The 26,414-nt window shown below is 47.4% G+C and carries 22 protein-coding genes and 6 tRNA genes; 15 read left to right on the top strand and 13 right to left on the bottom strand.

Features of this window, described 5'->3' with window-relative positions; all coding sequences use genetic code 11:
- The first annotated feature begins 46 nt into the window (after positions 1 to 46).
- The 3 genes from Q0218_RS04610 to Q0218_RS04600 all read left to right on the top strand — a co-directional run bounded on the left by Q0218_RS04610 (position 47) and on the right by Q0218_RS04600 (position 5,960).
- A complete protein-coding gene (locus Q0218_RS04610; RefSeq protein WP_297966762.1) occupies positions 47 to 757 on the top strand; it encodes a hypothetical protein in 711 nt (236 codons plus the stop codon).
- A 984-nt stretch (positions 758 to 1,741) separates the two neighbouring features.
- Positions 1,742 to 4,120 (top strand): dynamin family protein, encoded by a 2,379-nt coding sequence (locus Q0218_RS04605; protein ID WP_297966759.1) that lies wholly within the window; start codon positions 1,742 to 1,744, stop codon positions 4,118 to 4,120.
- On the top strand, positions 4,113 to 5,960 hold the full coding sequence (locus Q0218_RS04600; protein ID WP_297966756.1) for a dynamin family protein: 1,848 nt from the start codon (positions 4,113 to 4,115) through the stop codon (positions 5,958 to 5,960). Before Q0218_RS04605 ends, Q0218_RS04600 begins: the two co-directional genes overlap by 8 nt.
- A gap of 10 nt (positions 5,961 to 5,970) precedes the next feature.
- Here the strand turns inward: Q0218_RS04600 and Q0218_RS04595 are convergent, their stop codons facing one another.
- The 6 genes from Q0218_RS04595 to Q0218_RS04570 form a co-directional block, all read right to left on the bottom strand.
- Positions 5,971 to 6,222: a hypothetical protein gene (locus tag Q0218_RS04595; protein WP_297966753.1), complete on the bottom strand. Its 252-nt coding sequence runs from the start codon at positions 6,220 to 6,222 to the stop codon at positions 5,971 to 5,973.
- Positions 6,223 to 6,438: 216 nt separating this feature from the next.
- Positions 6,439 to 8,166, bottom strand: a complete 1,728-nt coding sequence (locus Q0218_RS04590; protein WP_297966751.1) for an ATP-binding protein — start codon at positions 8,164 to 8,166, stop codon at positions 6,439 to 6,441.
- Entirely contained in the window at positions 8,166 to 9,710 is a 1,545-nt protein-coding gene (locus Q0218_RS04585; RefSeq protein WP_297966748.1) for a fatty acid--CoA ligase, read from the bottom strand. The genes Q0218_RS04590 and Q0218_RS04585 overlap by 1 nt, the downstream gene beginning before the upstream one ends.
- A gap of 9 nt (positions 9,711 to 9,719) precedes the next feature.
- The gene (locus Q0218_RS04580) at positions 9,720 to 10,964 is read right to left on the bottom strand and encodes an OmpP1/FadL family transporter (protein ID WP_297966746.1); all 1,245 of its coding nucleotides are present in this window, start codon (positions 10,962 to 10,964) and stop codon (positions 9,720 to 9,722) included.
- Positions 10,965 to 11,804, bottom strand: a complete 840-nt coding sequence (nfo, locus tag Q0218_RS04575; protein ID WP_297966744.1) for a deoxyribonuclease IV — start codon at positions 11,802 to 11,804, stop codon at positions 10,965 to 10,967. It abuts the gene before it with no gap.
- On the bottom strand, positions 11,801 to 12,280 hold the full coding sequence (locus Q0218_RS04570) for a hypothetical protein (RefSeq protein ID WP_297966741.1): 480 nt from the start codon (positions 12,278 to 12,280) through the stop codon (positions 11,801 to 11,803). The genes nfo and Q0218_RS04570 overlap by 4 nt, the downstream gene beginning before the upstream one ends.
- 69 nt (positions 12,281 to 12,349) lie before the next feature.
- Here Q0218_RS04570 and Q0218_RS04565 point away from each other — a divergent pair.
- The 10 genes from Q0218_RS04565 to Q0218_RS04520 all read left to right on the top strand — a co-directional run bounded on the left by Q0218_RS04565 (position 12,350) and on the right by Q0218_RS04520 (position 16,798).
- A tRNA-Glu gene (locus Q0218_RS04565) sits at positions 12,350 to 12,424 on the top strand.
- A gap of 327 nt (positions 12,425 to 12,751) precedes the next feature.
- Positions 12,752 to 13,489, top strand: a complete 738-nt coding sequence (locus tag Q0218_RS04560) for a TerC family protein (protein WP_122872901.1) — start codon at positions 12,752 to 12,754, stop codon at positions 13,487 to 13,489.
- 125 nt (positions 13,490 to 13,614) lie between these two features.
- Positions 13,615 to 14,283, top strand: coding sequence for a DNA alkylation repair protein (locus Q0218_RS04555; protein WP_297966736.1), 669 nt, complete (start codon positions 13,615 to 13,617; stop codon positions 14,281 to 14,283).
- The gene (locus Q0218_RS04550; protein ID WP_297966734.1) at positions 14,280 to 15,629 is read left to right on the top strand and encodes an MATE family efflux transporter; all 1,350 of its coding nucleotides are present in this window, start codon (positions 14,280 to 14,282) and stop codon (positions 15,627 to 15,629) included. The genes Q0218_RS04555 and Q0218_RS04550 overlap by 4 nt, the downstream gene beginning before the upstream one ends.
- Positions 15,630 to 15,713: 84 nt before the next feature.
- Positions 15,714 to 15,791, top strand: a tRNA-Pro gene (locus tag Q0218_RS04545).
- A 10-nt stretch (positions 15,792 to 15,801) separates the two neighbouring features.
- Positions 15,802 to 15,878 (top strand) — tRNA-His (locus tag Q0218_RS04540).
- A 5-nt stretch (positions 15,879 to 15,883) separates the two neighbouring features.
- A tRNA-Arg gene (locus Q0218_RS04535) sits at positions 15,884 to 15,960 on the top strand.
- A gap of 12 nt (positions 15,961 to 15,972) precedes the next feature.
- Positions 15,973 to 16,049, top strand: a tRNA-Arg gene (locus Q0218_RS04530).
- A gap of 15 nt (positions 16,050 to 16,064) precedes the next feature.
- Positions 16,065 to 16,149, top strand: a tRNA-Leu gene (locus Q0218_RS04525).
- A gap of 208 nt (positions 16,150 to 16,357) precedes the next feature.
- Positions 16,358 to 16,798 (top strand): hypothetical protein, encoded by a 441-nt coding sequence (locus Q0218_RS04520; RefSeq protein WP_297966733.1) that lies wholly within the window; start codon positions 16,358 to 16,360, stop codon positions 16,796 to 16,798.
- 944 nt (positions 16,799 to 17,742) lie between these two features.
- On the opposite strand, the gene Q0218_RS04515 is transcribed toward Q0218_RS04520, so the two are convergent.
- From Q0218_RS04515 to gltX, 7 genes are all read right to left on the bottom strand, one after another.
- Complete coding sequence (locus Q0218_RS04515) at positions 17,743 to 17,889, bottom strand: hypothetical protein (protein ID WP_297966730.1); 147 nt, start codon at positions 17,887 to 17,889, stop codon at positions 17,743 to 17,745.
- Between the two features lie 92 nt (positions 17,890 to 17,981).
- Positions 17,982 to 18,407 carry a hypothetical protein gene (locus Q0218_RS04510; protein WP_297966729.1) on the bottom strand — a complete coding sequence of 142 codons (426 nt, stop codon included), beginning with the start codon at positions 18,405 to 18,407 and terminating at the stop codon, positions 17,982 to 17,984.
- A gap of 565 nt (positions 18,408 to 18,972) precedes the next feature.
- Entirely contained in the window at positions 18,973 to 19,239 is a 267-nt protein-coding gene (locus Q0218_RS04505; RefSeq protein WP_297966727.1) for a barstar family protein, read from the bottom strand.
- Positions 19,236 to 19,766: a ribonuclease domain-containing protein gene (locus tag Q0218_RS04500; protein ID WP_297966724.1), complete on the bottom strand. Its 531-nt coding sequence runs from the start codon at positions 19,764 to 19,766 to the stop codon at positions 19,236 to 19,238. The genes Q0218_RS04505 and Q0218_RS04500 overlap by 4 nt, the downstream gene beginning before the upstream one ends.
- A gap of 925 nt (positions 19,767 to 20,691) precedes the next feature.
- Positions 20,692 to 21,351, bottom strand: a complete 660-nt coding sequence (upp, locus tag Q0218_RS04495; RefSeq protein ID WP_297966721.1) for a uracil phosphoribosyltransferase — start codon at positions 21,349 to 21,351, stop codon at positions 20,692 to 20,694.
- 371 nt (positions 21,352 to 21,722) lie between these two features.
- Positions 21,723 to 22,976, bottom strand: a complete 1,254-nt coding sequence (locus tag Q0218_RS04490; RefSeq protein ID WP_297966718.1) for a malic enzyme-like NAD(P)-binding protein — start codon at positions 22,974 to 22,976, stop codon at positions 21,723 to 21,725.
- Complete coding sequence (gltX, locus tag Q0218_RS04485) at positions 22,973 to 24,364, bottom strand: glutamate--tRNA ligase (RefSeq protein WP_297966715.1); 1,392 nt, start codon at positions 24,362 to 24,364, stop codon at positions 22,973 to 22,975. The genes Q0218_RS04490 and gltX overlap by 4 nt, the downstream gene beginning before the upstream one ends.
- Positions 24,365 to 24,451: 87 nt before the next feature.
- Here gltX and Q0218_RS04480 point away from each other — a divergent pair, with 87 nt between their 5' ends.
- Both Q0218_RS04480 and Q0218_RS04475 read left to right on the top strand, forming a co-directional pair.
- Positions 24,452 to 25,288 carry a peptidylprolyl isomerase gene (locus Q0218_RS04480; RefSeq protein ID WP_297966713.1) on the top strand — a complete coding sequence of 279 codons (837 nt, stop codon included), beginning with the start codon at positions 24,452 to 24,454 and terminating at the stop codon, positions 25,286 to 25,288.
- A 144-nt stretch (positions 25,289 to 25,432) separates the two neighbouring features.
- Positions 25,433 to 26,401: a DUF3137 domain-containing protein gene (locus Q0218_RS04475; protein WP_297966710.1), complete on the top strand. Its 969-nt coding sequence runs from the start codon at positions 25,433 to 25,435 to the stop codon at positions 26,399 to 26,401.
- Positions 26,402 to 26,414: the final 13 nt, after the last annotated feature.

The following is a 26,414-nucleotide window of genomic DNA, read 5'->3' as shown; positions in this document are numbered from 1 at the left end:
AAAAAGGGTTGATAGCGTATTTACGGGCTACGTAAGATATGCGAATATGTACGGAGAGCCCATCGGCAGTTACAATAAAGAAAAAGACCAGCTGATTTTGCACGAGATTAGCGTCTATCCCGAAAAAGCGGGCGGAAACTCGGTCGTAGATTTGCCTTTTGGCTTAAATTTAGGCGACGATAAAAAGACCGTCGAGGCAAAAATAGGCAAGAAGCTTACGGGTAAATGCAAAACGGATTACGGGTTTGGCTACGACGCTTTCTTTGAGGAATTTCGTTTGATAGTGGCATTAAATTTTGACGAGAAGCTGAGCTGGATTAGGTTGTTTAAATTGGAACTGCACGAAAAAGAGCGCGCCCGCCTAAAAGCGCATCTGCGGTCGCAAAATAAAAACATAGACCCAAGCCGCATCCCCGAGATTCAAGCGCTTGGCGTCAAAACGCCTATGGCGGCGTGGCGCAAACGTATGCAAGAGGGCGATGAGATGTTTTGCGAGCAGAGTATTGCGGCCGTAGAGGCGGCTCTAGCTAGCTACGCGCAAACTCTGTGCGAAGCGACGCAAAAGAAAAGCGCCTCGGCCGTATATAGCCGCACCGCAAAGCTCGTAAAAGCCCTAAACAAAATCAACGACAAATACGGCCTCATAGAGACCGTGGAGCGCGAGGAGCTGTGGGAGTGGATAGACGCGCTCGTGCGTAAAACGGGGCTAGAGTTAGGCGAGGACGTAGACATAACCGAGGAGTGGCGCGAGTGGTAGATAAAGGGGCTCGTAAAGGAGACCAAAAAGCCTTTGCCAGAGCGAGGCTATGCGGCAGCATAGGGCTGAGCGAGGCTGACGCCATCGACGACTACGCCTAGACGGAGGAAATAACGCGCCGCAAAGCGCAACACAAACGGCAAGATTCGCAAGATATCCGCCCAAATTTAAATAAATACAACGTAGGGCTTGCTTTTTTTGATGTCAAGGGGATGCTCTTTGCTTGCCTGCTTCTCTTATAGGCGATTTAAGAGGCGAGTACCGTTTTGATTTGAAATTTACCTTTACTCGTCTTACCGACTATACTTTGTCGCAGTTTAGCCTTCTAAACGATAACCAAAAGCAAGCAGTCGGAGACTATCTGCGTTACAAAGACGCAAACGGCCTAATCCGCGACAAAAAGCGCTCTCAAAAGCCCTTAAATTTTGGGGCGAACCTGAGCCGAATTTAAAGTCCAAATAAACCGCCGATTAAGAAATGGCAAATTTTCTCAAAAACCTCGGTAAAGAAGCCCTAAAAGCTCGCACAAAAGCTTTACGCGCAGGCGCTGCAAGGCGGCCTCGCGAGCTAGCTATGTTTTGAGCTATTTTGACGGTGCGGACGGCTACGTGGCCTTCATATGCGCGAAACTTCCCCGTAAGAGCCAAAATGTAAGCCTTGAAGCAGACGCGGACACGGCCTGCTTTATTACTTTTGGCGATTAGCGCCGATGAAATCCTCTGCGCGGGACATCTTAGCCTTTGCCTTAGGACGGTAAATTTACCGCCGTTTCTACGGCGCCAAGCCTCTACGCGGTGCTTAAAAATACTATAAAAAGCAAGAAGCCCAATATAGCCTCGCGCGGCGGATAAACGCGTAAATTTAAACGCCCTAAATTTACGCGACGCGGTATAAATTTGCTAAAATCCCGCGAAATTTGATTAAATTTGCGGGATTTGGCGCGCCTGAGCCGTCAAATTCGCGCTGTTTTTGCAGGCTGCGCAAATGGATTTAAATTTAACATCAAATCTACCCGCCGCCCAAGCTTGTTTAAATTTAATTTATGCTAAATTTCGCCCCGAAAGCGACCTTGCGGGCGCAAATTTTATCAAAGGCGAAGCGGTGGATACGGATAAATTTTTAAGCGAAATTTGGGGCGCTCTTAAGCTCTTTTTAGACCCCAAAACGCAAATTCTCGCAGACGAGCGAAGCCTCGCTGTTTTACTCGCGGCGGATGTGGAGAATTTCGATAGATTTATGGCGCTAAAGGAGTTTAGGGATATCCTTCACGCGCTTGGGCTAAAAGCCGACATATACAGCCTCCAGTGCGCTCAGCTAGGCGCGATAAATGCTCTAAAATCCGCAAAAATCTCAAAATCAAAGCTCCTGGCCGCCTTAGAAATCCTGCAAACCGAAAATATAATCTCCGCCGCGCATTTTAAGAGACTCTCGGAGTTTTTGCAGGCCCTCGGCGCGGATTTGACCGCAGGGAACGAGCAAGAGGGCTCAAATTTTAAAAAATCAGACGTATTTCACCAAAAAATAGACGCGCTAAACGATATCTGCGAGCGAATTTTATCGCTAAACCCGCACGCGCACGTCGCAAACGCGGCGACAAAAGCGCGGCAAAAAGCGCATGAGTTAGAGTTTAACGTCGCGGTTACCGGCGTCATAAACGCGGGCAAATCAACTCTGCTAAACGCACTGCTGGGCAAAAAAATTCTGGGCGCTTCAAACGTGCCGGAAACCGTAAATTTGACCGTGCTAAAATACTCGCCCGAGCCTTTTGCGAAGGTAAATTTTTGGAGCGAAGCTGAGCTAAGAGAGCTTGGAATAGCCCAAGTTCAAGATAACGAAATAGCCGAAATTTACGGCGGCGCGGGCGTCAAATTTGAGAGCGAAACGGCGCAAAATTTAAAGGTCAAATTTAATGCGGACGACGAGTCGGCGGTTAAATTTGAGAGCCCTGACGCGAGAGAGATTTGCGCCGAACCGCCGGCTAGCAAGACCGTCAAAACGGACGAGATCAAGTGCTACACCTCGGCAGACTCCAAATACGCCAAATTCGTAAAAAGCGTCGAGCTTTACGAAAATTTGGAGCTTTTAAAGGATAACGTGCGCATCATCGACACGCCCGGCATCGACGACGCTGTGGCTGCGCGCGAGGAGCTGGTACGGCGATTTATGCGGGAGTGCGACCTGATGGTGCACCTGATGAACGTCTCGCAAAGCGCCACACAAAAGGATCTGGACTTCATCGTCGCAAGCTTGCAAAACTCGCATGCCGTAAAGCTCGCCGTGTTGCTAACTCACGCCGACGTGCTAAAGGTGGGCGAGCTAAACGAGGTTGCCGCCTACGCCAAAAAGAGCGTCGAGGAGCGTACGCGGGGGCTTGGCGTCGGGGCGGAGTTTTTCGCTGTGAGCGCTAAAAGCTACTTTGAAGGCGGGCAAAACAGCGGCGTCGAGGAGTTTAAGGAGTATCTTTACGAGACGCTTTTTGGTCAAAATAGCCAAAAATCTCGTCTTGGCATCGAGGCGTATAAAAAGGAGCTCGGACGCGTCTGCGTGCAGTTTGCGGCGGATACGCAAAGCGAGATTTTAAAGCTAACGGGTTCAAATTTGAGCTTGTCGCAAAAGCTTTCTGAACTAAACGAGCAAAAAGCCGCGCTAGCTAGCCGTCTAGAGGACGTGAGGGGCGCGGTAAAAGAGGAGCTGGAGCGCCTAGATACGGCCAAAACTGCGGCTAGCTACGAGCTTGGGCTAAAATCTCTTGCTCAAACGCTAAAGCAGCGCATCGCGGATGATATAAACTACGCGGCCTCTAAAAAACAAAAGATCGATCCGCAGCGCCTCTCGCGCATCGCGCAAACGACGATCAAAGACGGCGTTGCCGCCTTGATGCGTCAAAACCGCAACGAAATCGTACGGCAAATCACCGCGTGCGCGCAAAATATCGCGCTAAAATTCGGCGAATTTGAGGGTAAAACAGCAGCGACCGAGGTCTTTAGCATAAACGACTATCTGAACTCAAAAGGGATAAGCTTAGAGTGCGCCCAGGTCGCGGACGCGGTGGCTAGCGCGGCAAACTCGGGCGCGCAAGACGTAGCCGAAGCCGCCAAAGTAGCCGCGGAGGAGTTTTTGGGCGCTCAGCGGATCAAAAATTTCGTTTTCGAGCTTAGCGAATTTGAAAAAAGCGAGTTTAAAAAGCAGATCGAAGCCGCGCTAAAAGATAAAGAAAAAGCGCTCGCAATCAGCGAAGAGGCGCTAAAAAACGAGCTTGCCGAGCTGGCAAAAACTAGCGGGCGGGACTTGCAGGAGCTAGAGCGCCTAAACTCGCAAAGCGAGGCGATAAATGCCATAAATTTGGAGCTGCAAAGTGTTTGAGGAGTTTATAAACGCGTATAAAACGCGGTATTTTAAGATATTTTCGGACGATTTTCACGGGCGATTTAGACGGCTGCAAAACGAGCTAACCGAGCCCAAATTTCACCCGAGCGCCGAGCTAAAACGGGAGCTAAATAAACTCGATCTGTTTTTATCTAGCCCGCTTACGGTCGCTATCGTCGGCCAGTTTTCTAGCGGCAAATCGACGTTTTTAAACGCGCTTTTGGGTAGCGAGATTTTACCCTCGGGCCTAACTCCCGTGACCTCAAAGCCGACTTTTATCAGATACGGCGCCGCGCCAGGACTTAGCGTGCTTTACGAAAACGGCAGAGAGTTGTATCTAGGCGTCGAGGAGATATCACGCTTCGTCGATCAGCGCGTGTTTGGCGATGACGTGAGCAGGCTTTGCGTTTATGCGCCCTCTGAAATTTTAAAGTCGGTAAATTTCGTCGATACGCCCGGGCTAAACTCGCTCTCAAAGGCCGACACCGCCGTCACGCACGAAGTGCTAAAAGACGTCGCGGGCGTCATCTGGCTAAGCCTCGCCGACAATGCCGCGCGCGCTAGCGAAGCCGCGCAGATCGAGGAGTTTTTGGCTGGCGGGGGCAAAACGGCGATCTGTTTGCTAAATCAAAAAGATAAGCTAAGCAACGACGAGCTTGAGCGTCTCAAAACTCACGCGCAAACGACGTACGGGCGATTTTTCGAGCGCATTATCGCAGTTTCCGCCAAGCAAGCCGTAAACGCCCAAGCTGCGGGCGATGCGGCGCTTTTAGCAGAGTCGAATTTTAGTGCGGCGATAAGCGCTATCCGCGAGCTTTTTGGCGGCGAAGAGATAAAAGAAAAATTCGTGCGCGAAAAGTGCGCTAGGCTGGTTGCCGTAAACGCTGCTCAGCACGAGCGAATCGCTAAAATTTACGAAAAAGCGGGCGAGATAATCTCCAAATTTGACGCCGAGCTGGAGTCAAATTTAAGAGCCGTACAAGAAAATTTTAAACCGAAAATCGAGCTAGCCTTTAACGAGCTAAAGCACGTCGCAAAGCTCGTTGCAGACGAAATCCTAGCCAGCCTAAAAAGCAAAAAAAAGTATAAATACTCGCCGCGAAAAACGTTGCTAAAGGGCGAGTATTTTGAAGCTAGCGAGTATGAGGCGGTGGATTTTGACAGCGACGAGGTGTTTTCAAAACTCATCTACAACGACGTGAAATTCGCCAAATTTTTTAGAACGTACAAGCGGGGTTTAAGCGCGTTGCAGGAGGAAATCGGCGCGGCGTTGGATGAAATTTACGCACGGCTGGAGCGCGAGTTTATGATGTATAAGTCCGAATTTGAAAACGCGCAAAAAGAGGACGAAACGCACTCGGATACTCTGTTTGCCGACGTTAGGACGTATGCGGGGCAGGTGTATAGGACGTTTTTGCGAGACTATGAGACGGCGAAATTTAAAGGACTGCAAAAGACGGCGCTGTTTTTTGAAAAGCTAAACCTCAAAGTCGCCGCAAACTACGAAAACGCCGTTAAAATCGCCGTGTATTTTCTAAAAGAAAAGATAGCAGGCTCTATGCGCGCGCACGAGCAAAACGGCTTTGCTCTGTTTATCCCGAGCTTTGACGAGGTGCAAGACCGTGTTTTACTGTCGCTAAATTTATACGAATTTGAAAATGAAATGCTGGGCAATGCGTCTTTTTTAAATAAAATTTTATCGGCATTAAAGAGCGAATTTGCGCAGATAAAGGACGAAAAACTAGCTAAGATCGCGGCCCTATCGGCCGGACATGAGAGGCTAAGGGATGAAATTTTAAAAGCGGGCGAAGGGTTTGGCGGTAAAATCCTGCTTTGAGCGTGGCGATCTAGGCGATATTTGACAGCCAAGTTAAAATTTGCTCCCAAACGGGCTTTTTGTCCTCGTCCTTGAAGCCTAAAAGTAGCTTGATGAATTTAAAAACGAAAACAACGAGCAGGAAAATATACGTGACGAAAATGCCGACTAAAATTTCGTCGAAATACTCTTTTGATATAAAGTAGATGAGCGCGCATAGCGGAGCGCAAAGGGCTGCGATGCCTAAAAATAGCTTGGCTTGGCGTAGTAAAAAATCACCCATGCTTAATAATCCTTTCAAATTTGAGCAGCTATGGCTGTGATAAATTTAAATCGCTTGCCAAATTTGCGTCCGCCGAGCTACGAATTTAACGATCAAATTTGCAAAAACGCGCAATAAAGCTTTGCAAGCGGCGTAAATGTGGTAAAAGCGTCTTAGCCAAACAGCGAGCTAAATTTAGCCGATTTAGCCCAGCCGCACTCTCAAATTTAGCCGAATTTACCCGTCAAATCCGACTTTCTTATCCTCGCCGAAATTTGAGCTCATCTCGCGTTTGATCTCGCTTTCAAAGTCGCCCATCGTAAATATCCCATCCTCGCGCACGGCTACTTTTAGCGCGGTATTTTTGAGCGCGAGCATGATTTGCGCGCCGCTTAGCTCAAATTTAGCCAGCTCTTTGACGTCGAAATTTTCCTCAAAGCTCGCATTTTCGGGCAGTACTTTGCGCCAGATCGCAAGGCGAGCGGCGAGGTCGGGCTTTTTAAACTCGATCTTATAATCAAACCTGCGAGAAAACGCGACATCTAGGCTTTGCAAGAAGTTCGTCGTGGCGATGAGCACGCCCTCAAAGCGCTCGATTTGCTCCAAAAATATATTTTGCATTTGATTATGCATCTTGTCCGCGCCGCTACCGCCCTCGACGCGCGTGCTTAGAAACTGATCGGCCTCGTTTAGCAGCAGCACGGGCTCGCTCTTGCTTTTAGCGCAGATTTCTTTGTAGGTGTCAAAAATTTTACGCACGTTTTGCTCGCTCTCGCCGACGTATTTACTCAAAATTTTAGAGCAGTCAAAGCTAAGAACCTGCTTTTTTAGGCTCTTTGCGAGGCTTAGTGCGCTCATAGTTTTGCCAGTACCCGGCGGACCGTAAAAGATGATTTTGGCGTCCACGTTTTTGCGCGACTTGATGCCCCAGCTAGATAGGCGCGCCAGCACGCGGCGATCTACTTGCTTTAGGATTGCGTCCAGCAGCTCTTTTACCTTGACGTCTAGCACGACGTCGTTTATGTCGGTCGAGGGCTCGATGAGCTCAAAGATTTCCTGCTCTTTTACGAGAGTTTCTAGCGCTAGTTTTTTGCTTTTGCTCTCGGTTTTTGGGTGCATTACGCTTTGTAAAATTTCGTCGGTTATGTAAAACGTTCTGCTAAAGCCGCCGTAGGTATTTAGCGACTCGTCGTAGTCGATGAGGCCGTTTTCGATTAGTTTTGAGCCCTCATTCAGTAGCGCGCGATGTTTTATGCGCTCAAATTCGTCCGCGCTTAAAATCCCTACAAGCGCGTTTAGATCGCGGTTTGCGTCCGTTTCGCCGACGTACTCTTCCTTTAAAAGAGCGAGGAAAATAAGCTGTTCTTTGTCGTTTAGCGCGTTATCTTTGAAAATTTGCTCGACGGAAATCGAAATTTTGCTTAAATTTAGCCGTTTTTCGATGATGGCTTCTAGCTCTTTCACGTCTTTTTCTAGGCGGTTTTTGGCGTCGCTTGATACGTTTTTGCTAAAAAACGAGAGCTTGCCGTAAAGCTCCACGCGTAAAAACTGATCTTTTAGGTAGTCGAGGTGATCGGCGTAGGGCGCGACTGATGGCAGCGTGAGCCCAAACTCGCCCTCTTCTAAAATTTTTAGAAAAAGCGGCGATAGCGAGATCTCGCTGTGAAGCAGGCCGAGTAAATTTGAGCCGGAGCCATCTGTGCCCTGGTTTTTAAAGATAGAAAAGCCCTGCACGATCCAACCGCTCTCTAGCAGGTTTTTTACGTCTGTAAGTCCTGCTATAAATTTATATTCCTCGCTGCCAAAAACCGCGCAAAGTACGTCGTAGACGCTACTTTGCGGAGTGCCTTCGACGTAGCCTTTGCTTAGATGGCGTAAAATTTTCGCCTCGTTTTGGCTGCATTTTATGAGCGAGGAAATTTTCGAATTTTGCTCACCGCCGATAAACTCTATCAAAAACCGCACTAAATTTCACCCCTTATCTGGTCTTTTAAAACGCGCTTTAGCACCTTGCCCGTCGCGTTTTTAGGCAGTTCGTCTTTAAAATAAATCGTCTTTGGAATTTTAAAATTCGCCAAGTGTTTTTTTAGGTGCGCGCGGATATCTTTTTCGTCCAGGCTCATGTTTTCTTTAAACTGTATAAACGCCGTGACTTCCTCATCCGCATGCTCGTCTCTGACGCCGATAACGGCGGCGGCTTCGACCTCGGGCAATTTAAACAGCACCTCCTCGATCTCGCGCGGGTAGATGTTGATGCCCTTTGAGATGATGAGGTCTTTTTTGCGGTCGACGATAAAGATATAGCCCTCTTCGTCGATCTTAACGAGGTCGCCCGTACGCAGCCAGCCGTTTACGATCGTTTCGTCGGTGGCGTCTGGCATATTTAGGTAGCCCTGCATTACGCAGTCGCCTTTTACGATTAGCTCGCCGACCTCGCCTGCGGGCAGTTCGATCATCTCGTCGTTTATGCATTTTACTTCGTAGCCGGGCAGCGGCAAGCCGACGCTTGAGATTTTTTGTTTTTGCAGCGTATTTGCCGATACGATAGGCGAGCATTCGCTAAGGCCGTAGCCCTCTATCAGCACCGCGCGCGGAAATTTAACGCGAAAATCGGTGATAGTCTGCTCGGCCAAAGGCGCTCCGCCGCTGATGAAAATCCTAATGCAGTTAAACCAGCGAAAATACCACGGGATTTTTGCTTTGCCGATAGCTGTGTATATCGCGGGCACGCCCAAAAATACGGTTGCGCGCTTGAGCAGGACTTGTTTTAGGACGTTTGAAAACGGGAAAATGGACTTTACTAAAATAAGCGAACATGCCGAAAATATCGGTAGCAGCACCATCGCCGTGAGAGTAAAGCTGTGAAACATCGGCAAAAACACGGCAAATCTATCCTTCGTGCGTACGTGAAAGACCTCGTGCGCGCCCTGAACGTTTGAGATGAGGTTGCGGTAGCTGATCATCGCGCCTTTTGGCTTACCCGTGGTGCCCGATGTGTAGATGATGTGGGCTAGGTCATTAAGCTTTGGTCGGTCGGTCAAATTTAGCTCTATACGGCAGTTTAGCGCGTGGGCATAGGCGATATTGTTTCCGTCAAATTCGGCTCTATCGCCGATCCAGACGATCTTTTTTACCGCAGTTTTACTCTCTAGTCCGCGTATCTCTTTGGCTAGCTCGGCCGAGGCAAAGAGAAATTTCGCCCCGCAGTCGTTTATGATGTACTCGAATTCTTCGTATTTTAAAAAGGTATTTATCGGCACGGCCACGGCGCCAAGTAGCGTGATGGCAAAGTAGCTAGCGATAAACTCCGGCGAGTTATTTACGATCATCGCGACGCGGTCGCCCTTTTTCACGCCCATGCCTTGTAAAAACGCGGCCAGCGTAAAGGCGTTTGCGCGTAGCTGCTTGTAGCTTATTTTGTCCGTTTCGGTGTAGATCGCGATACCGCCGCCGTTTTTTTCGACCGCGGCGTTTAGCATATCCTCGAAATTTTCGTAAGGGTAGTTCATGGCCGCGCCTTAAAATTTATATTTTACGTTCAAATTTATCGCCTGAGCGTTGCCGCGCTCAAATTTGCCGTTTGGATAAAGTCCCGACGCGTTTGAGTAGTAGTTCACGTCGCGCGCCTTTCTGTCTTGGTAGAAGTAGCTAGCTCCCAGCTCCAAAGCGTCCGTAAATTTGTAGTTAAAGCCCGCTGCGTAGATGACGGCCTTGGTATCGGGCAGATCAAAGCCCGTGGTGTCAGCTCTAGAGGCGGCTTCGTCAAACGTAACCGCGCCCATCAGGCGGAGCTTATCCGTTGCGTCGTGCGCTACGCCGATGCGGTAGGCGTTGCTGTCCTTCCAGTCGCGCTTTTTGGACGCGTCAAATGCCGCAAAAAACGGGTTGCGGTAGTGAGCGGCCGAGGCGCCCGGGTAGTTGAAGTCAAGCTCCCTCCACGCCGACCAATAGGTTCTCTCAAAGTCAAATAGCAGCGTGGTATTTGCGATTTTATACGAGAGGGCTAAATTTAAGCTCGCAGGTAGCGGTACGGATAGCTTTGCGCTGCCGCTATACGAGCCGCTCGGAAATGCTCCTCTCGGATGCGCCGGCGCGCTGATATCGGTGTCGCCTTTTAGATTCATATTTACTTTCGAGCGGTAGGTGGCCGCTAGGCTCAAATTTGAAGTCGGTTTATACGTGATAGCCGCGTTGTAGCCGAAATTTACGCGGTCGCCCTTGATGTCTTGCGAGGCGGGTAGTGCGCCAGGGACCTCCTGCACGGCCTCTCCTCTAGCGTAAACGGCGCGAAGGCCAAAGCCCAACGCGATGTTATCGGTTAGCGCGTAGGCGACGCTAGGATTTACCTCGATCACTTTTAGGTCGAATTTTTTAGAGGTGGCTTTAGGTAGATTTTCGTCCCATCTCATCGACATTCCCGCAGGTACGACGACTGATAGGCCAAAGCGCCAGTCGCCAAACTGCGGCGAAACGTAATGAAAAGTCGGAGCTAGCGCGCCTGCTCTTTTTGAGGTAAATTTAGCCCCGTTAAAGTGTCTGTACTTCGTCTTTGACATGCGCAGGTAGGTTAGCGAGCTTTCAAAGTAGTGTCCGCCGTCCAAAAATATCATATTCGCCGGGTTATTATAGGCTGCGTCGGGTCCGAAGCTCGTTGCGACGTTTGAGTTTAAAAGTGCGATGCTATCGCCGCTTTGCTCGGGGATTTTGAAGCCCGCCGCATTTAGACAGCAAGCCGCTAGGCAAACGCCGATATATTTTCTCATTTATTCTCCTTTAAAGTTTCTTAAAATTTTTATCTCGTCCGCCCAGATGCTCTCGTCGATCGTCTCTAAAACTAGCGGGATATCGTCCGTGCGGGGGTCGTTTATGATGTTTTCAAACGTTTTTAAGCCCAAGAAGCCCTTGCCCAGGCTCTCGTGGCGGTCTTTTTTGCTGGCTAGGTCGAATTTAGCGTCGTTTAGATGCATGCCGCACAGCATATCGCGCCCGACTATCTCGTCAAATTCGCCCATCACGCGCCGGTAGTCGCCCCTGATGTCGTATCCAGCGGCAAACGTATGACAGGTATCTAGGCAAACGCCGATCCTGCTTTTATCGATACAGTTTTTGACGATAAAGGCTAGGTGTTCAAATTTAAAGCCTAAATTTGAGCCCTGACCCGCGGTATTTTCTATGACTAGCTTTACGTTTTGGCTATTTTCGAGTAGGAAATTTACGGAATTTGCGATATTTTGGAGGCAAATTTCGGGCGAAATTTCGTTTAGATACGAGCCCGGATGAAAATTTATCATCGCTAGGCCTAGCGCCTCTACGCGGTAAATTTCGTCCAAAAAGGCGTTAATGGACTTTTGCCTTTGCTCGGCGCTTGGATGGCCTAAATTTATAAGGTAGCCGTTGTGCGGCAAAACGTGCCTGGGCTCGATGCCGACTGCTTTTAAATTTTGCTTAAATTTGGAGATACTTTCCTGGGAAAGCGGCTTGGCCTCCCATTGGCGCTGGTTTTTGACGAACATCGCAAAGGCGTTCGCGCCGATATTTGCCGCATTTAGCGGAGCGTTTTCTACGCCGCCCGCGATGCTCACATGCGCGCCGATAAATTTCATTGAAGCTCTTTTATGATGATTTTTATGCGGTTTTTAGCGTCGAAAAAGCTGATATTTTTACCGCAAACTTCGTATTTTATTGAATATTTACTTATATCTTGTATAAAACCGCACGAATTTGTCATTACATTTATGCCGTCATACAGCGGCTTGCGCTCCAAAATTTCCGCGAAAAAGTCGTCATATCTCTCCTCTAAAAAGAACTTTTTGTTAAATTCTTTTTTCTCGAAACACGCGCCGTTCATGCAAATTTTGTCGTTTATTTTGAGATTTACCGTATTTACGCCCGAGCTGTAAATTTGCAAATTTAGCTGATTTGCGGTTTTGTGCAGGAAGCCCACGTCGTTGATTTTTAGCGGCGGAGTGAGGATGGTGACGGTAAATTTGTCTGATGATTTTTGACTTTGTAGCGCGGCACAGCCGCCAAGCGCGAGGCATGCAAGCGCGCTCAAAGCAAATTTAGAAAATTTTTTCATAATTTTTTATCCTTAATTTAAGCTGTTTTTTATTATCTTTAATGTAAAATCCCATTTCCGCTAATTTGTGGCCCCTTCGTCTAGCGGTTAGGACATCGCCCTTTCACGGCGGTAACACGAGTTCGAGTCTCGTAGGGGTCACCACTTTATTTTAAATTTCACAAAAGATTTTAATTTTATCCGCTTATCGCTTAAACGCCCTTTATCCAAGATAATTTTCCTTAAATTCGTTTTTTCTAAAAATTTATTCGCAGAGCCGTTTGCGGCGTATTTTACAAAACCAAATTTCATCGCGGCAAATTTAACCGCTACCAAATAAACCAAAATCCGTCAAATTTAATCGCCTCAAAACGCAAATATTCGTGCGTTAAAGCGCCAAATTTGATCCCCAAACGCCCGTGCCCGCTCGCTCAATCAAATTTAAACCCGTTTTGGCTATAATCGCGCCCTAATTTATAAAAAAGGAAAAAAATGTTTGATTGGATTTTTTCGCCCGAAGCGTGGCTGTCGCTCGTGACGCTAACGGGGCTTGAGATCGTGCTTGGTATCGACAACATCATATTTATCGCGATCCTAGTGGGCAAACTCCCGCCAGAGCAGCGCGACAAAGGCCGCATTTTGGGGCTTTCGCTTGCGATGCTAACGAGGATTGCGCTTTTGCTTTCGCTATTTTGGATTATGAAGCTTACCAAGCCGCTATTTAGCGTGTTTGACTTTACGATCACGGGGCGCGATTTGGTGCTGATTTTAGGCGGGCTTTTCCTTATCGGCAAATCCACGCTCGAGATCCACTCAAGCGTCAGCGGCGAGCACGAGGAGCACTCGGCGAGCAAAGGGCATGCGAGTTTTTGGGTCGTTATCGCCGAGATCGCCGTACTTGACATCGTCTTTTCGCTTGATAGCGTCATCACCGCAGTGGGCATGGCAAACCACATCGAGATCATGATCCTAGCCGTGATACTTGCCGTGGGCGTGATGATGTTCGCGTCTAAGGGCATTTCAAATTTCGTCGATAACAACCCGACGATCAAAATTCTCGCGCTTGCGTTCTTGATCCTGATCGGCTTTACGCTTGTGGGCGAGGGGCTTGGTATGCATGTGCCTAAGGGCTATGTTTACTTTGCGATGGCGTTTTCTCTAGGCGTGGAGCTCATCAACATCTACGCTCGCAAAAAGTCGGCAAAACGCGCGCAAGAGGCTCAAAAGTAAAATTTGAGCCTTTAAAATTTGCTTTTAGGCGCGCAGGGCGGCAAATTTGACGCTTCGGCTTTTTGGGGCGTCAAATTTAAGCAGGACGAATTTGAGCAGTAAATTTAAAAAGCAAAGGAGCTAGCGTGGACGTAAAAGGCGAATTTTTAGAGATTTTAGAGGGGCTTGGGAGCCAAAAGCTAGCGGCCTTTTCGCAAAAACTCATCAAAAGCCCCGAAATTTTAGGCGTAAAAACTCCCGAGCTAAGACGCCTGGCAAAGCAAAATTTTGCTCGGCTAAATTTAGAACAGATCGCTGCTTATGAGCCGTTTTTTCACGAGGAGTTTATGCTAAAGGGCTTTTTGATAATGCTCATAAAAGACGACGAAGCTAAATTTAAGCTAGCTAGCGAGTTTATCAAAACGATGCCAAACTGGGCTGTGACGGACGGCTTTGAGCCTAAATTCAGCGATGCGCGCTACGTGGATGCGCTACTAAAGCAGGCTCTAGGCTCAAATTTAGAATACGAAAAGCGCTTTTTCTACGTTTATTTTATGCGCAATTTTGGGGCGATTTCGCTCGAGCGGTTTTTTGAAATTTGCGCTGAGGAAAAGGATGAGCGATACTACGTGCAAATGGCGGCTGCTTGGTGTTTAGCTGAGATTTTTATTAAATTTGACGGCGCAGGGCAGCAGCTGCTAGAGAGTGGGCGACTGAGTAAATTTACCCACAACAAAACGATCTCAAAGATCCGCGACAGCTACCGCGTGCCAAAAGAGGTAAAAGATGCGCTTTTGGAGCTCAAAATCAAGTGAATCTCACAAAAGAGCCCATAAACAAGCTCGTGCTGCGCCTAGCCGCGCCCGCGGGCGTCGCGATGAGCTTTAACACGCTTTATAACGTTACGGGCGTGTTTTTTGCCGCGCGCATATCGACGCAGGCGCTGGCGGGCTTTTCGATGAGTTTTTTGCTCTATATCAGCGTCGTGGGCGTGGGGCTTGGCTTTGGCTCGGCGCTAACGGCGCTTGTGGGCAACGCGCTTGGCGGAGGCAAGGACCGGCTAGCTAAAATTTATGCCGCAAAAGGCGTGTTTTTCGTCTTTCTTTGTGCGCTTTTTATGGGGCTTTCAGGATTTATTTTTACTCCGCATCTGCTTAAAATTTTAGGTGCGAACGAGGAGTTTTTGCGCGAGGCCATGGCGTATAACCGCGTGATATTCCTTGCTTCGCCATTTTTCTTGCTTATAAAATCGCTAAACGGCGTGTTGGTAGCCGCGGGCGACACGAAGAGCCTGCGAAACTGGCTTTTTGCGGGACTTTTTATAAATTTGGGCTTTTGCTTTTTTTACGTGGATTTTTGCGGGCTGGGTATCGGCGGCATAGCGCTGGCGACGGCTTCGGTGCAGCTTTTGGGTTCGCTATTTTTAGGCATCAAAGTCGCAAAAACGGGTATGATAAATTTTTTAAATTTACGCTCATTTGCACCAGAACTCGCCATCTACCGCAAAATTTTAGCCCAAGCCTTGCCTGCGTGTCTAAACTACCTCTCGATGTCGCTTGGCGGGCTCGTTCTCATGCACTTTATCAGCCGCTACGGCACGCACGCGGTCGCAGGCTATGGTCTCGCGCTACGTATCGAGCAGATCGTCATGCTGCCGACGACTGGCATCGCATCGGCGGTGCTTGGTATCGTGTCGCAAAACTTCGGTGCGCGCGAATACGCCAGAGTGTGCGGCTGCTACGCTTATGCAGTCAAATTTTTAGCGGTTTATTGCGTTTTTGCGGCGGCTTTTTGCCTTGGGCTCGGCGGGATTTTGGTCGGGTTTTTTGACGAGACGCCCGAGGTAGTGAGTGCGGCAAAAAGCTATTTTGCGGTAAATTCGCTAGCGTTTATAGGCTACGCGCTCATAAATCTCTCCGGCTCGACGCTTCAAGGCGTAAAAAGGCCCGCGGCGGTTTTTGTTTTAAATTTTACCCGTCAGATAGTGCTGCAAATCGCGCTTTACTCGCTTGTTGCCGATGTTTTTGGCGGCGAGTTGCAAGATATTTTTAAGGCGATGTTTTTTAACGTTTGGCTGATCGGGCTAACTTTTTTCTTTTATGCAAAATTTATTCTTAGCCGAGTTTGCGCGGCTAGAAGCGATAATTTTCGCAAATTTTGAAATTTAAGCTTATTTTTCTTGACATAGTATATTTTTTTCGCTACAATGCGCCTTTTCAATAAGTAGGCTAAACTCGCAATGCCTCGGGGTGTAGCGCAGGCTGGTTAGCGCATCTGGTTTGGGACCAGAGGGCCGAAGGTTCGAATCCTTTCACCCCGACCATTTTTAGATGGTGAGTGTAGCTCAGTCGGTTAGAGCATCAGATTGTGGTCCTGAGGGTCGTGGGTTCGATTCCCATCACTCACCCCACTTGGGCGCTCGTAGCTCAATTGGATAGAGCGACAGACTTCGGATCTGTAGGTTATGGGTTCGACTCCTATCGGGCGCGCCACTTTGTTTTTATGCGCTCATAGCTCAGCTGGATAGAGCAACGGCCTTCTAAGCCGTAGGCCTCAGGTTCGAATCCTGATGGGCGTACCACTTTATTATTGTTGTGCGGATGTGGTGAAATTGGCAGACACGCCAGACTTAGGATCTGGTGCCCCACGGCGTGAAGGTTCAAGTCCTTTCATCCGCACCATAAGACTCTCGAATATGAAACTTTCCCCAAAATACATGCTTTTGACGTAGTCCGTAATGGGACTTATTGCGATAAATTTCCTATTTTCGCTCTTTTACTCACTAAAAACTACTCACTAGCTAAGATTAGTGAGTTTTTTAAGACTTAACATGATGGCATCGTTCCGTTTTCTTATAATTAATTAGAAATCCACGATTCGGAGCTGAATATGAAGCTAGCAAAAACCTCTAATCCTAAGTTGCACGATACCGCTAAATTTCGCGTTAATCCCGACGAGGCTATACGAGATTATCGTCTAGAAAAGGACGTAAAAGCAAGCCGCCAGGCTTTAACTCCTAATCTTTGGCTAAATATCCGCTCTATCGGTAATACTCGCATTAAGTTTCGTAAAGACTTCTATTTCGCCTCTAGCGGTATTCTGACGAAGTTTTTAGGAACATTCCCCCAAGTTTCTTGTCGAGACGCCTTAAATTTAGCCGATGAATACCTGGAGGCTAACCTTACCGCTAATATTTCTAAAAACTCTCTCGCCCTCGTATTCGACAAATATCTCGAATGCTTTGGGGTGGGCTGGAAGCCTACGACTATCCTCAAAAAACGGAAAATTTACAAATTTAGCCTCAAAAACGATAACAAGTATCGCCGTTAAGGAAATCCGAAAAATTGCCGACTCTATATTCTCGTCTCGCAAATATTCTGCATTATGGGACTTCTTCGAGCTAGTTTATCATATTTGGTATTTTGCTCGAGTTCGAGATTACCTAAATAGAGATATTTTTGGCTGTATAAAATTGATCGACCGTTACGATTTGCCCGAAAGCGACGGTTGCGGCCACATAGATGACGTTATCGACTTAAAAATCCTCTAAACTACATAAAAAATTATCCAAATACCAAAAGCGTCCGAAATGCCTTATTTTCTGACTTATTGTCTGACTTGTGCGCCTTCTAAACGCAAAAGAGTGCCTGGGTTTGGTCTACAAATGCGAGACAAAGATCTAACCGAATACGAGATTAAGCTACAGAGCAGGGGTTAAAGGAATACAACAAGTCAAAAAACAATTGCTGTCCGAAAAGTCATAAGGTAGATTTTCTTGCTCCTGGTTTTTCTTATGTAGGTTTGACATTGGGCTTGGATAAACAGTACGTTCTATCGCATAAAAACAAGCAAGCCGCCAAAGCCCTAAAAAAGAGCTCTACTCCTTAATCAAAAAGACTTTATCTACGATTCCGTTTTTGGTTGTGCGGGTTTTTGAGAGCCGCAAAAATAAAAGCCCGCATATTTACGCTTCGCTTTTTCCCGATACGCGATCTAGCCCAAGCCGTCCAGAAGTATAAATCCATATAACAAAAGTGCCGTAAAAATAAACGCTTTAAGTCCCGCCTATATTTTTAAGGATAAAGCGGCACCATGCTTTGATGGAGCCGCTTTTATGAGATGCGATTGCTTTTGTCGGCGACGGACTTATAAATTTAGCCCGAGGTCTTTGTTTTGGGCGGATTTATTCGGGTCGCTCGCGCCGTAAATTTAAACTAGCAAAGCACATTTTTAAATTCCTATTAGCCGGCAGAAGCATAAACCAAACTCCGGGCTTACTGCTCATATTTTTTCATTATCCTTTTTGCGACGGTTTTGCCGATATTTTTGTAGCGTTTTTCGTTAAAGGCTAGAGACTTTAGATACTCCGTATCGCTCGTATCGCCCAAAGCCTCAAAGCAAATCGCCGCATGTTCGGCCACGATTTCGTCCTTCGTACCGATCGTTGCTGCGATGAGCCCCTTTAAAATAGGCGCGAAAGCATCGTGCGTTCGCGCACCGACTTTTTCGCTCTTTATGCTGCGAGAAGAGTGCGTAAGCGCGTAGATATAGCACTTTGCAAAGCTCTTTTTCTTAGGCGGGATACCGCGTGCGAACTCCTCTCCCAGCTGCAAAAACGCATCCAAGGCCTCGTGTGCGGCAGTAGCTCCTCTATGGTGCCAAAAACTATGCGAAAAAACCGCTTTGGGCGGTTTATGGCTTTGATCAGTCCTGCTACGCCGCTTTCTAGATAGATGCAGATAGCATCGACCCACGCAGCCATCGGTACCACTAAGTCGTCGTTCATCGGCTGCCAGTCATACTGCCTAGACATCTCGCGCAGAGGCTCTATGAGAGCCGGGTCCGGTATCTTTAGCGCTTTTAGTAGATGCTCGACCTCCAGATCGCCGCTTTTTTCCAGGCGGTGGAGCTTTTTTATAAATTTTTCTACTTCGGTCATATTTTTCCTTGGATTTGATTTGGCCGATTTTATATTATTTTGTCTAAATTTATGCCACAAAGCCGCCTGCTAGGTCGGTATCAGAGCCGGATACGGTTTGCCCGGAGCAAAGGCGCGGGCCTGCCAAAGGGATAAATTTACGCCGTTTTACCGCAGGCTAAATTTGTTTTTTTGCGCTTTTACGCCCTAAAACTTGCTTGCCGCTTTATACCGTAAATAGGGCGAAAACGCTAAATTTACGGCTATTTGGCGTTTAAATTCGCTTAGTTTCGCATTTGGGTTTTGGTAAAATCGTAGGCTAGAGCTTGACTCGGAGCTAAATTTAACGCCAGACGGAGCATTTTGGGCTAAATTTGCGGCTTTATAAACGGCTTGACGGCTGTTTTTGTCTTTGCTTGGGTCAGGCTTTGAGCGGTTTTTGCAGCGCGCCTATGCTCGCTAAGAAGCGGGCGCTAGCGGCCGGAAGTTTGCGCCTAAAATGCCAAACGCAAACTAAAATCATCCTCTAGCGAGATTAAATTTGGGTTTTTAAAAGGCGAGTTTGATCTAAATTTGGCCCGAAAAATCAAGATAAAATCTCAAATTTTACCCGCTCGTTTTCCTCCGCAAGGTCGGTAAAAACGGCGATCAGATCGTCAGCATATCCCCCTAGCGCGGCAAGAGAGGAGTGATTTTTTAGATTTATCTGCGTGGGTTCGTTTATCTCGCCGAGCGCGTCGTAAAGTGCATCGAGATTTTTTATCTCGGGGCCCAGGCCGAATTTTCGCGCCAGATACTCAAAGGTCGCCGTTTTCTCGCGCATTTTCGCGCCGTTTAGAGTTATGATTTTCACTGCCGCCTCCGCTCATAAAGTAGATAAAAGTTCTCGTAATGATCGGGCGTGTAGTAGATCAGCCCGTCGTTAGAAAATACGATGCGCTCGGCTCCGCGCCGTCCTCCGCCATATCCGATATCGCACTCAAACCACTTGCGCCCGCTAGCCTCGGGCAGCCTTTTTTCTCTGTTTGAAAAGCGGTCGCCGCCGATGCTTTTTTTGTCCGCGACCTGCCATAGATTGCCGCTTTTAGCGTCCCATCCGAGCGCGAGGGCTTCTTTTTTTGTGATGAAGTTTCGCGGCAACCCGCCGAATCTATAAATATACGCCGCAACCTCGTCTTTTGAGGTGTAGACGCCGTCTTTTACGACGTTTACGCTCGGTGCGGCGGCTACATTTTTCTCTGCGCCGCCGCCTCTAAATTCGCTTTGCGGCTGATTTTGACCTGGAGCGGCCAAGTCGCTTGGAGATAGAAATTTAAACAGCGCCGCTAGCAATAAAACGGCTAGCGGCAAGATGACGTTTCGTAAAATTTGTTTATTCAAAAAAGACCTTTTTAGTGAAATTTAAAGCGCGTTCCGCTCGGTAAATTTGCCCTTTGACGGCTAAATTTAGCTCGCTTTTGGCGGTAGCGACCCTTATTTTGCGATGCGGCAAACTTAGGGCTAAGGCAGGTTTTAAATTTGAAGGTTTGGCAGAGGGCAAAATCTATCAAATTTAATCTTGATTTTAGTGCCTTTTTTACGCTACGCAAATCTAGCCGCGATTTTAGCGTAAATTTTAAAAATTCGGCAGATTTTTGCCAAATTCGCACTTTTACGGCGCGTATTTATCTATCAGCGCCTATACGCCCCCCCCCTTTTTTTGGTAGCGAATTTTTTGATTTAGGGGAGCATGAGCGAGCCTAGAGCGGATAAACTCGGCGCACTCTTCCTCGTTACCTTTTTCGTCAAAATTTACGCCTCTTATCAAATGCTTAAACTAGGGATAAACTACCGCTGATGTCTTGCGCCCGCAAAACCTCGCGATACTCGGCGTTTGCGGCTGATTTTTAAAATACAAGTTAAAAAACATATCGAGTATCTGCTTTTTTGTAGCCCATATCCGCGCTTTTATAGATAAATTTCGCGTCGGTTAGCTTGATAAAGCCGCGTTCTTTTAGTTTTGATTTGAGCAATTTTAGAAAAATCGATCTGAAATTTTTATTCGTATTTTGCCATGAACGTAAAATTTGCCGAAATTTAATTCAAAATTTGGGCGAGCGCAAATTTGAGCGTGAAAAATAAGCGGAAGTACGCGAAATGCTGGGAAAGTCGGCTTTTGCTAAAAAACGGCGCAAGAAAAACGAGCGCCGAAATTTTTAGGCGGATTTAAATGCCGTGGCGAAAATTTCATCCCAAGACTTGACGTATAGCCCGTCGCAGGGCGAATTTTCTAGCTCATTTAAAGGCGCTCAAAAAAACGCGCTATTTACAAGGTATTAAACACGCGGTCTCCCGCGTCGCCAAGGCCCGGCACGATGTAGTTTTTTTCGTTTAGCCTCTCGTCGATCGCGGCGGTATAAACGCTCACGTCCGGATAAATCTCGCTAAATCTTTTTAAGCCCTCGGGCGCGGCGATAACGGAGATAAATTTGATCCGCTTTACGCCTTTTTCGCGTAAAAATTTGACCGCGTCTATCGCCGTGCCGCCGGTAGCAAACATCGGATCGATGACGATAGCGACGCGCTCGCCGGCGTCTGCGGGCAGTTTAGCGTAGAAAAACTCGGCCTGCGCGGTCTTTTCGTTCCGCTGAAAGCCCAAAAATCCGACGCTGGCGTTTGGTATGATTTTAAAAACGCTCTCTAACATCCCCAGCGCGGCGCGCAAAATAGGGCAGATCATGACCTTCGTCGCTAGCTTTTTAGCCTGCGCCTGCGCGACGGGGGTCTGCACGCTCACGTCTTTTAGCGCCAGATCGCGCGTCGCCTCAAATATCATCAGGTGGCTGATCTCGTCGACTAGCATCCTAAACTGAAAGGTCGGCGTCGAGGCGTCTCGCAAAATAGCTAGCTTATGCTCGATGAGCGGGTGAGAGACTAGGCGGACGTTTGGTAGTTCGGCGGCATCGGCGGCGGTGAAATTTTTCATAATGATCCTTAAATTTAGCGGATAAAATTTAAAAAACGCTAGGCTAGGGCTTTTTAAATTTTACCGTTTTGAGTCGTAAAATTCGCAAACCACTCGTTTCGCGCGTAAGGCTTGCTCGCGGCTAAGAGGCTATGAGCGGGCAAAATTTAGCTCCCCGTTAGACGGGTTTGCGAGCTTGTGGCATTTGGCTCAGAGCAAAAACGGCGCGCGATAAAACAAGGCTAAATTTAGCCCGGCGAGCCGCTCTAAATTTTAGACTTTTTAACAAAGCCAAAGCGCGTAGCAAAATTAATAAATTTAGCGCAGGCTAGCCTCGCTCGCCGCAGCCTTTAAAAGCTAAGAACGGCGAGCAAGGCGCCTCGCAAATTTAACTAAAATAACTTCGCCAGACTCGCTCTATACGCTTCGACGTCAAAATTTTTTACTCTAGCTACGCCGTCCTTTACCGCAGCCTGCGCTACCGCAGGAGCCACGGCTAAAAGCACGCGATTGTCAAACGGTTTTGGTATGATGTAGTCTTTGCCGAATTTTAGCTCTTTTACGCCAAACGCCGCACAAACCTCAGCAGGCACGGGCTCTTTGGCCAAATTTGCAAGCGCGCGTGCCGCAGCCATTTTCATATTTTCGGTGATCTTTTTGGCTCTGACGTCAAGCGCTCCGCGGAATATAAACGGAAAGCCAAGAACGTTATTTACTTGGTTTGGATAGTCGCTGCGGCCGGTACCCATCATCACGTCGTTTCGCACGCTAGCTACGTCTTCGGGGAAGATTTCGGGAGTCGGGTTAGCAAGTGCGAAAATAATCGGCTCGTCGTTCATCGACGCGACCATTTCCTTAGTTACGACGCCTGGTTTTGATAGGCCTAGGAACATATCCGCGCCCTTCATCGCGTCCGCTAGCGTTCTATCTGTAGTTTCGAGGGCGAATTCGACCTTTTCCGGAGTGAGATCGGTGCGGCCTTTGTGGATCACGCCTTTGCTATCTACCATCACGATGTGTTTTGCGCCCAGAGCCTTGTACATCTTCGCGCATGCGATACCTGCAGCACCTGCGCCGCTAACTACGATTTTGATTTTAGAGATGTCTTTGCCGGAGATCTCCATCGCGTTTATTATGCCCGCGCTTGTTATCATCGCCGTGCCGTGCTGATCGTCGTGCATGACCGGGATATCGACTGCTTCTTGTAGTTTGCGCTCGATCTCAAAGCACTTCGGAGCGCGGATATCTTCTAAATTTATACCGCCGAAAGTCGGAGCTAGAGCCTTGCAGATCTCTACGATCTTATCAGGATCATGCTCGTCTAGCTCGATGTCGAATGCATCTACGTTTGCAAATTTTTTAAACAAAACCGCCTTGCCCTCCATCACGGGTTTGCCAGCTACCGCGCCGATATCGCCTAGGCCTAGCACGGCCGTACCGTCGGTGATGACGGCTACTAAATTTGCCTTGTTGGTGTATTTGTAGGCTAGTTCGTTGTCGGCTTCTATCTGCTTGCACGGTACCGCAACGCCCGGCGTATAGGCCATAGATAGGTCTCTTGCCGTGGCGCACGGGGTTTTTACTTTTATCTCTATTTTACCGCCCTCGTGATACGCGAGTGCCTCTTCGTTAGTTACGTGTGTCATTTATTCTCCTTTAAAATATTTTTTATTCTTTTTTTCGTCTCGTCCGCGCCCAAAACTTCGAGCACCTCAAATATCCCCGGGCTTACGCTATTTCCCGTTAGCGCGACGCGAAGCGCCTGAGCTAGGTCTTTTAGCTTTAAGCCGTTTGCTTCTAAAAATTTAGCCGTCATCTCCTCGTAGCCTTTGGCGTCTAAATTTTCGTCTAAAATTTCGGCAAATTTAGCCAAATTTTCCTTACTTTGGGGCGTGATAAATTTAGCGTATGCTTTTTCGTCGTATGCGCTTGGAGCGTTTATGATCGTCCTTGCGCTTTGGCTCATTTCAACTAGTGTTTTTGAGCGCTCGCGCAATGAATTTAACAGCACCTCGCCCTTTGACATCGCTTTAAAATCTATCTCAAATTCAAGCATCTCGCTTGCCAGCCTCTCGTAGGGCAAAGTCTTGATATAGTGGGCGTTTAGCCACTCTAACTTGCTTGCGTTATAGGTGCTTGAGCTCTTGTTTATATCGTGCGGATCGAAGTACTTTAGCATATCGTCCATACCGAAAATTTCGTCGTTTCCGTGGCTCCAGCCTAGGCGCACGAGAAAATTTAAAAGAGCTTCGGGCAGATAACCCATTCGCTTATACTCCATCACGTCGGTTGCGCCGTGGCGTTTGCTTAGTTTGCTGCCGTCCTCGCCGTTTATCATCGCGACGTGGTAAAATTTCGGCGCTTTAAAGCCCAGCGCATCGTAAAGCACGATTTGTTTCGGGGTATTTGAGAGGTGATCGTCGCCGCGGATGACGTCTGTTACTCCCATCAGCGCATCGTCTATCACGACCGTAAAGTTATAGGTCGGCGTGCCGTCGCTACGCGCGATGATGAAATCATCCAGGATATCCTCGACTCTAAATTTGACCTCGCCTTTTATGCCGTCGTCGATCACTATCTCGCCGCTTAGAGGCGCTTTGATACGAATTACGGGCTCTACTCCTGCAGGCGGAGTACCCGTAAATTCGCGGTAGCGATTGTCGTATTTGGGTCTTTCTTTTCTGGCTTCTTGCTCGGCGCGCAGAGCGTCTAGCTCGTCTTTGCTCATGTAGCATTTGTAGGCTTTGCCCTCGGCTAGCAGCTTTTCTACGTACTCTTTATACACGTCAAATCTACGCGACTGATACGTCACCTCGCCGTCGTGATCTAGCCCGCACCAGGCAAAGGCCTCTTTTATCGCTTGCGTTGCCTCTTCGGAGTTGCGTTTTAGGTCGGTATCTTCGATACGTAGCAGAAATTTCCCGCCGTTTTTGCGCGCGTAGAGATAGTTATATAGCGCTGTTCTTAGTCCGCCGATGTGCAAGTAGCCCGTCGGGGATGGCGCAAATCTGGTTACTATTTTTGGATTTTGCATTAAATTTTACCTTTATAGCTTGCGCTTAAATTTAAAATGTTATAATGCTCAAATTATATTTACTTTAGACTTAAACAAAGGTTTTATATGTTAAAAAAGATCTCGTTCGCCGCGTTTTTACTCAGTTTTTGTCTGGCTAACGCTAGTCAGATATCAAACGGCATCGCCGTCGTTATCGAAAACGAACCCATCACGATAAACGAACTACGCAAAGCCGCCGCACAGCTAAAAACGGATGAGACGACCGCTCTAAATTTACTGATCCGCGATAGGCTAGAAACCGCGCAGATCAAAAATTTAAAAATCGAAGCCAGCGACTACGAAGTAAATCAAAGGCTAGAAAAAATAGCAAACGACAGCGGTATGAACGTAGCAGGCCTTCGCTCCGCCGTAACGTCAAAGGGCGGAGATTACGCGCAGTTTAAGGACGACGTCGCAAAAAGCATAAAGCAAGAAAAGCTATATCAAAGCATATTTTCCGAGGCTAAAATCAACATTTCAGAAAACGCCGCTAGAGCGTATTTTGAGCAAAATCCTAGCGCATTTGCCCGTTTTAGCGATATTAGCGTGACTAGATACGTAGCCCCGTCGGCTGATTTTTTGGAGGTCGCTAGAAAAAGCTCCCCGATGAACACCAACCACAGCGTGCATATGGACGTGCTAGATCTAAAAAGCGAGCAAATACCGCCTCAGCTAAGAGAGATATTTCAGCAGACCGCAGACGGCACTTTCACGCAGATTTTTCAGACTCCGGAGGGCTTTGAGATGTTTTACGTAGCGGCTAAAAAAGGGCAGGTCGTACCGTCTTTTGACGAGGTAAAAAACGAGGCTATGAACGCGGTTTACAGACTAGAACAAGAGCGCGTCATCGGCGAATACTTCAACAAACTCCTGGCAAAAGCTAACGTCAAACATCTGCGCTAAACTCAAATTTAAGCCGATTTGATTCGGCTTAAATTTATTTTTGGCCGAGTTTAGATTTAGCCGCTTACTCGCCCAAACCCGCACCTTTACAGCGTAAATTTCGCTAAAATTCGCTCTAAACGTAAAATCCTAAAAAGGCAAAATTTGAACATAAACGAAGCGATAGAGGCAACTAGAAAAAAGCAAAAAGAGTGCAGACGCGAGTTTGTAAAGTATCTATTTTTAGGGATCTTTTTTATAGCCATATTGCCGCTTAGCGGGATTTTCGTAGCGGAAAAAATTTTTAGAAGCGAATTAGGTGTAATATTTATCATCATCGGTTATATTCCAATTTTTATCGTCTCATGGGTGACAACTTGGTCTAATGTAATTGAACCATTATGGGTTTACGAGGAATTTTACAAAGATGTTTATATTCGTACCATTATTTCAGATATAAACCAGGCTTTTAGTTATGAACCGTCGGCAGGGATTAGCCGTGAGGAATTTAAAAAGATAGGCATATATGCGCAAAATAAATTCCGCGCCGAAGATCAAATCAGCGGCATTTATAACGGCGTTAAATTTAGCTTAAGCGAAGCGATCGATATTCCAAACGACGCGAAGCTAAATTTAGGCGACTCGCCCGGACTTAACCTAATCTCTCTAATATTTTTTGCATGGTCAACGATGAAGGATGTGCAGGCCTTTAGCGGTTCGGTCTTGGTTTGCGAGTTTTACAAGAAATTTAGCGGGCAAACGATAGTGGCAAGCTGCACTCTAAATACTAAATTTTTAGGCGAAAAAGAGCAGATGGATGATACTCTTTTTAACGATGAATTTAGAGTTTTTACGAAAGACAAGGTCGAAGCAAGGTATCTTTTGACGCCCGCGTTTATGGCGCGCTTGCGTGAGCTAAAGATAAAATACGCCTCGCAGATGGGCGTGAGCGCTGCGTTTATGGACGATAAATTTTACTTATTTTTAAACGGAGCGAAAAATAGATTTGAAACTACGCTCTTTTCGCTACCGCCGAGCTTAGAGGACGCCGCGCTGATAAAAAAGGAAATTTTAGAGCTTTTATCTATCATAGACGAATTAAATTTGAACCTTGATATTTTTAAGCTAGGATAAAATCGCGGCTTTT

Source organism: uncultured Campylobacter sp. (assembly GCF_938039245.1).
Taxonomy (GTDB): domain Bacteria; phylum Campylobacterota; class Campylobacteria; order Campylobacterales; family Campylobacteraceae; genus Campylobacter_A.
The sequence above is the reverse complement of the archived record's forward strand: the minus strand, read 5'-3'. Positions and strand labels throughout refer to the sequence as shown.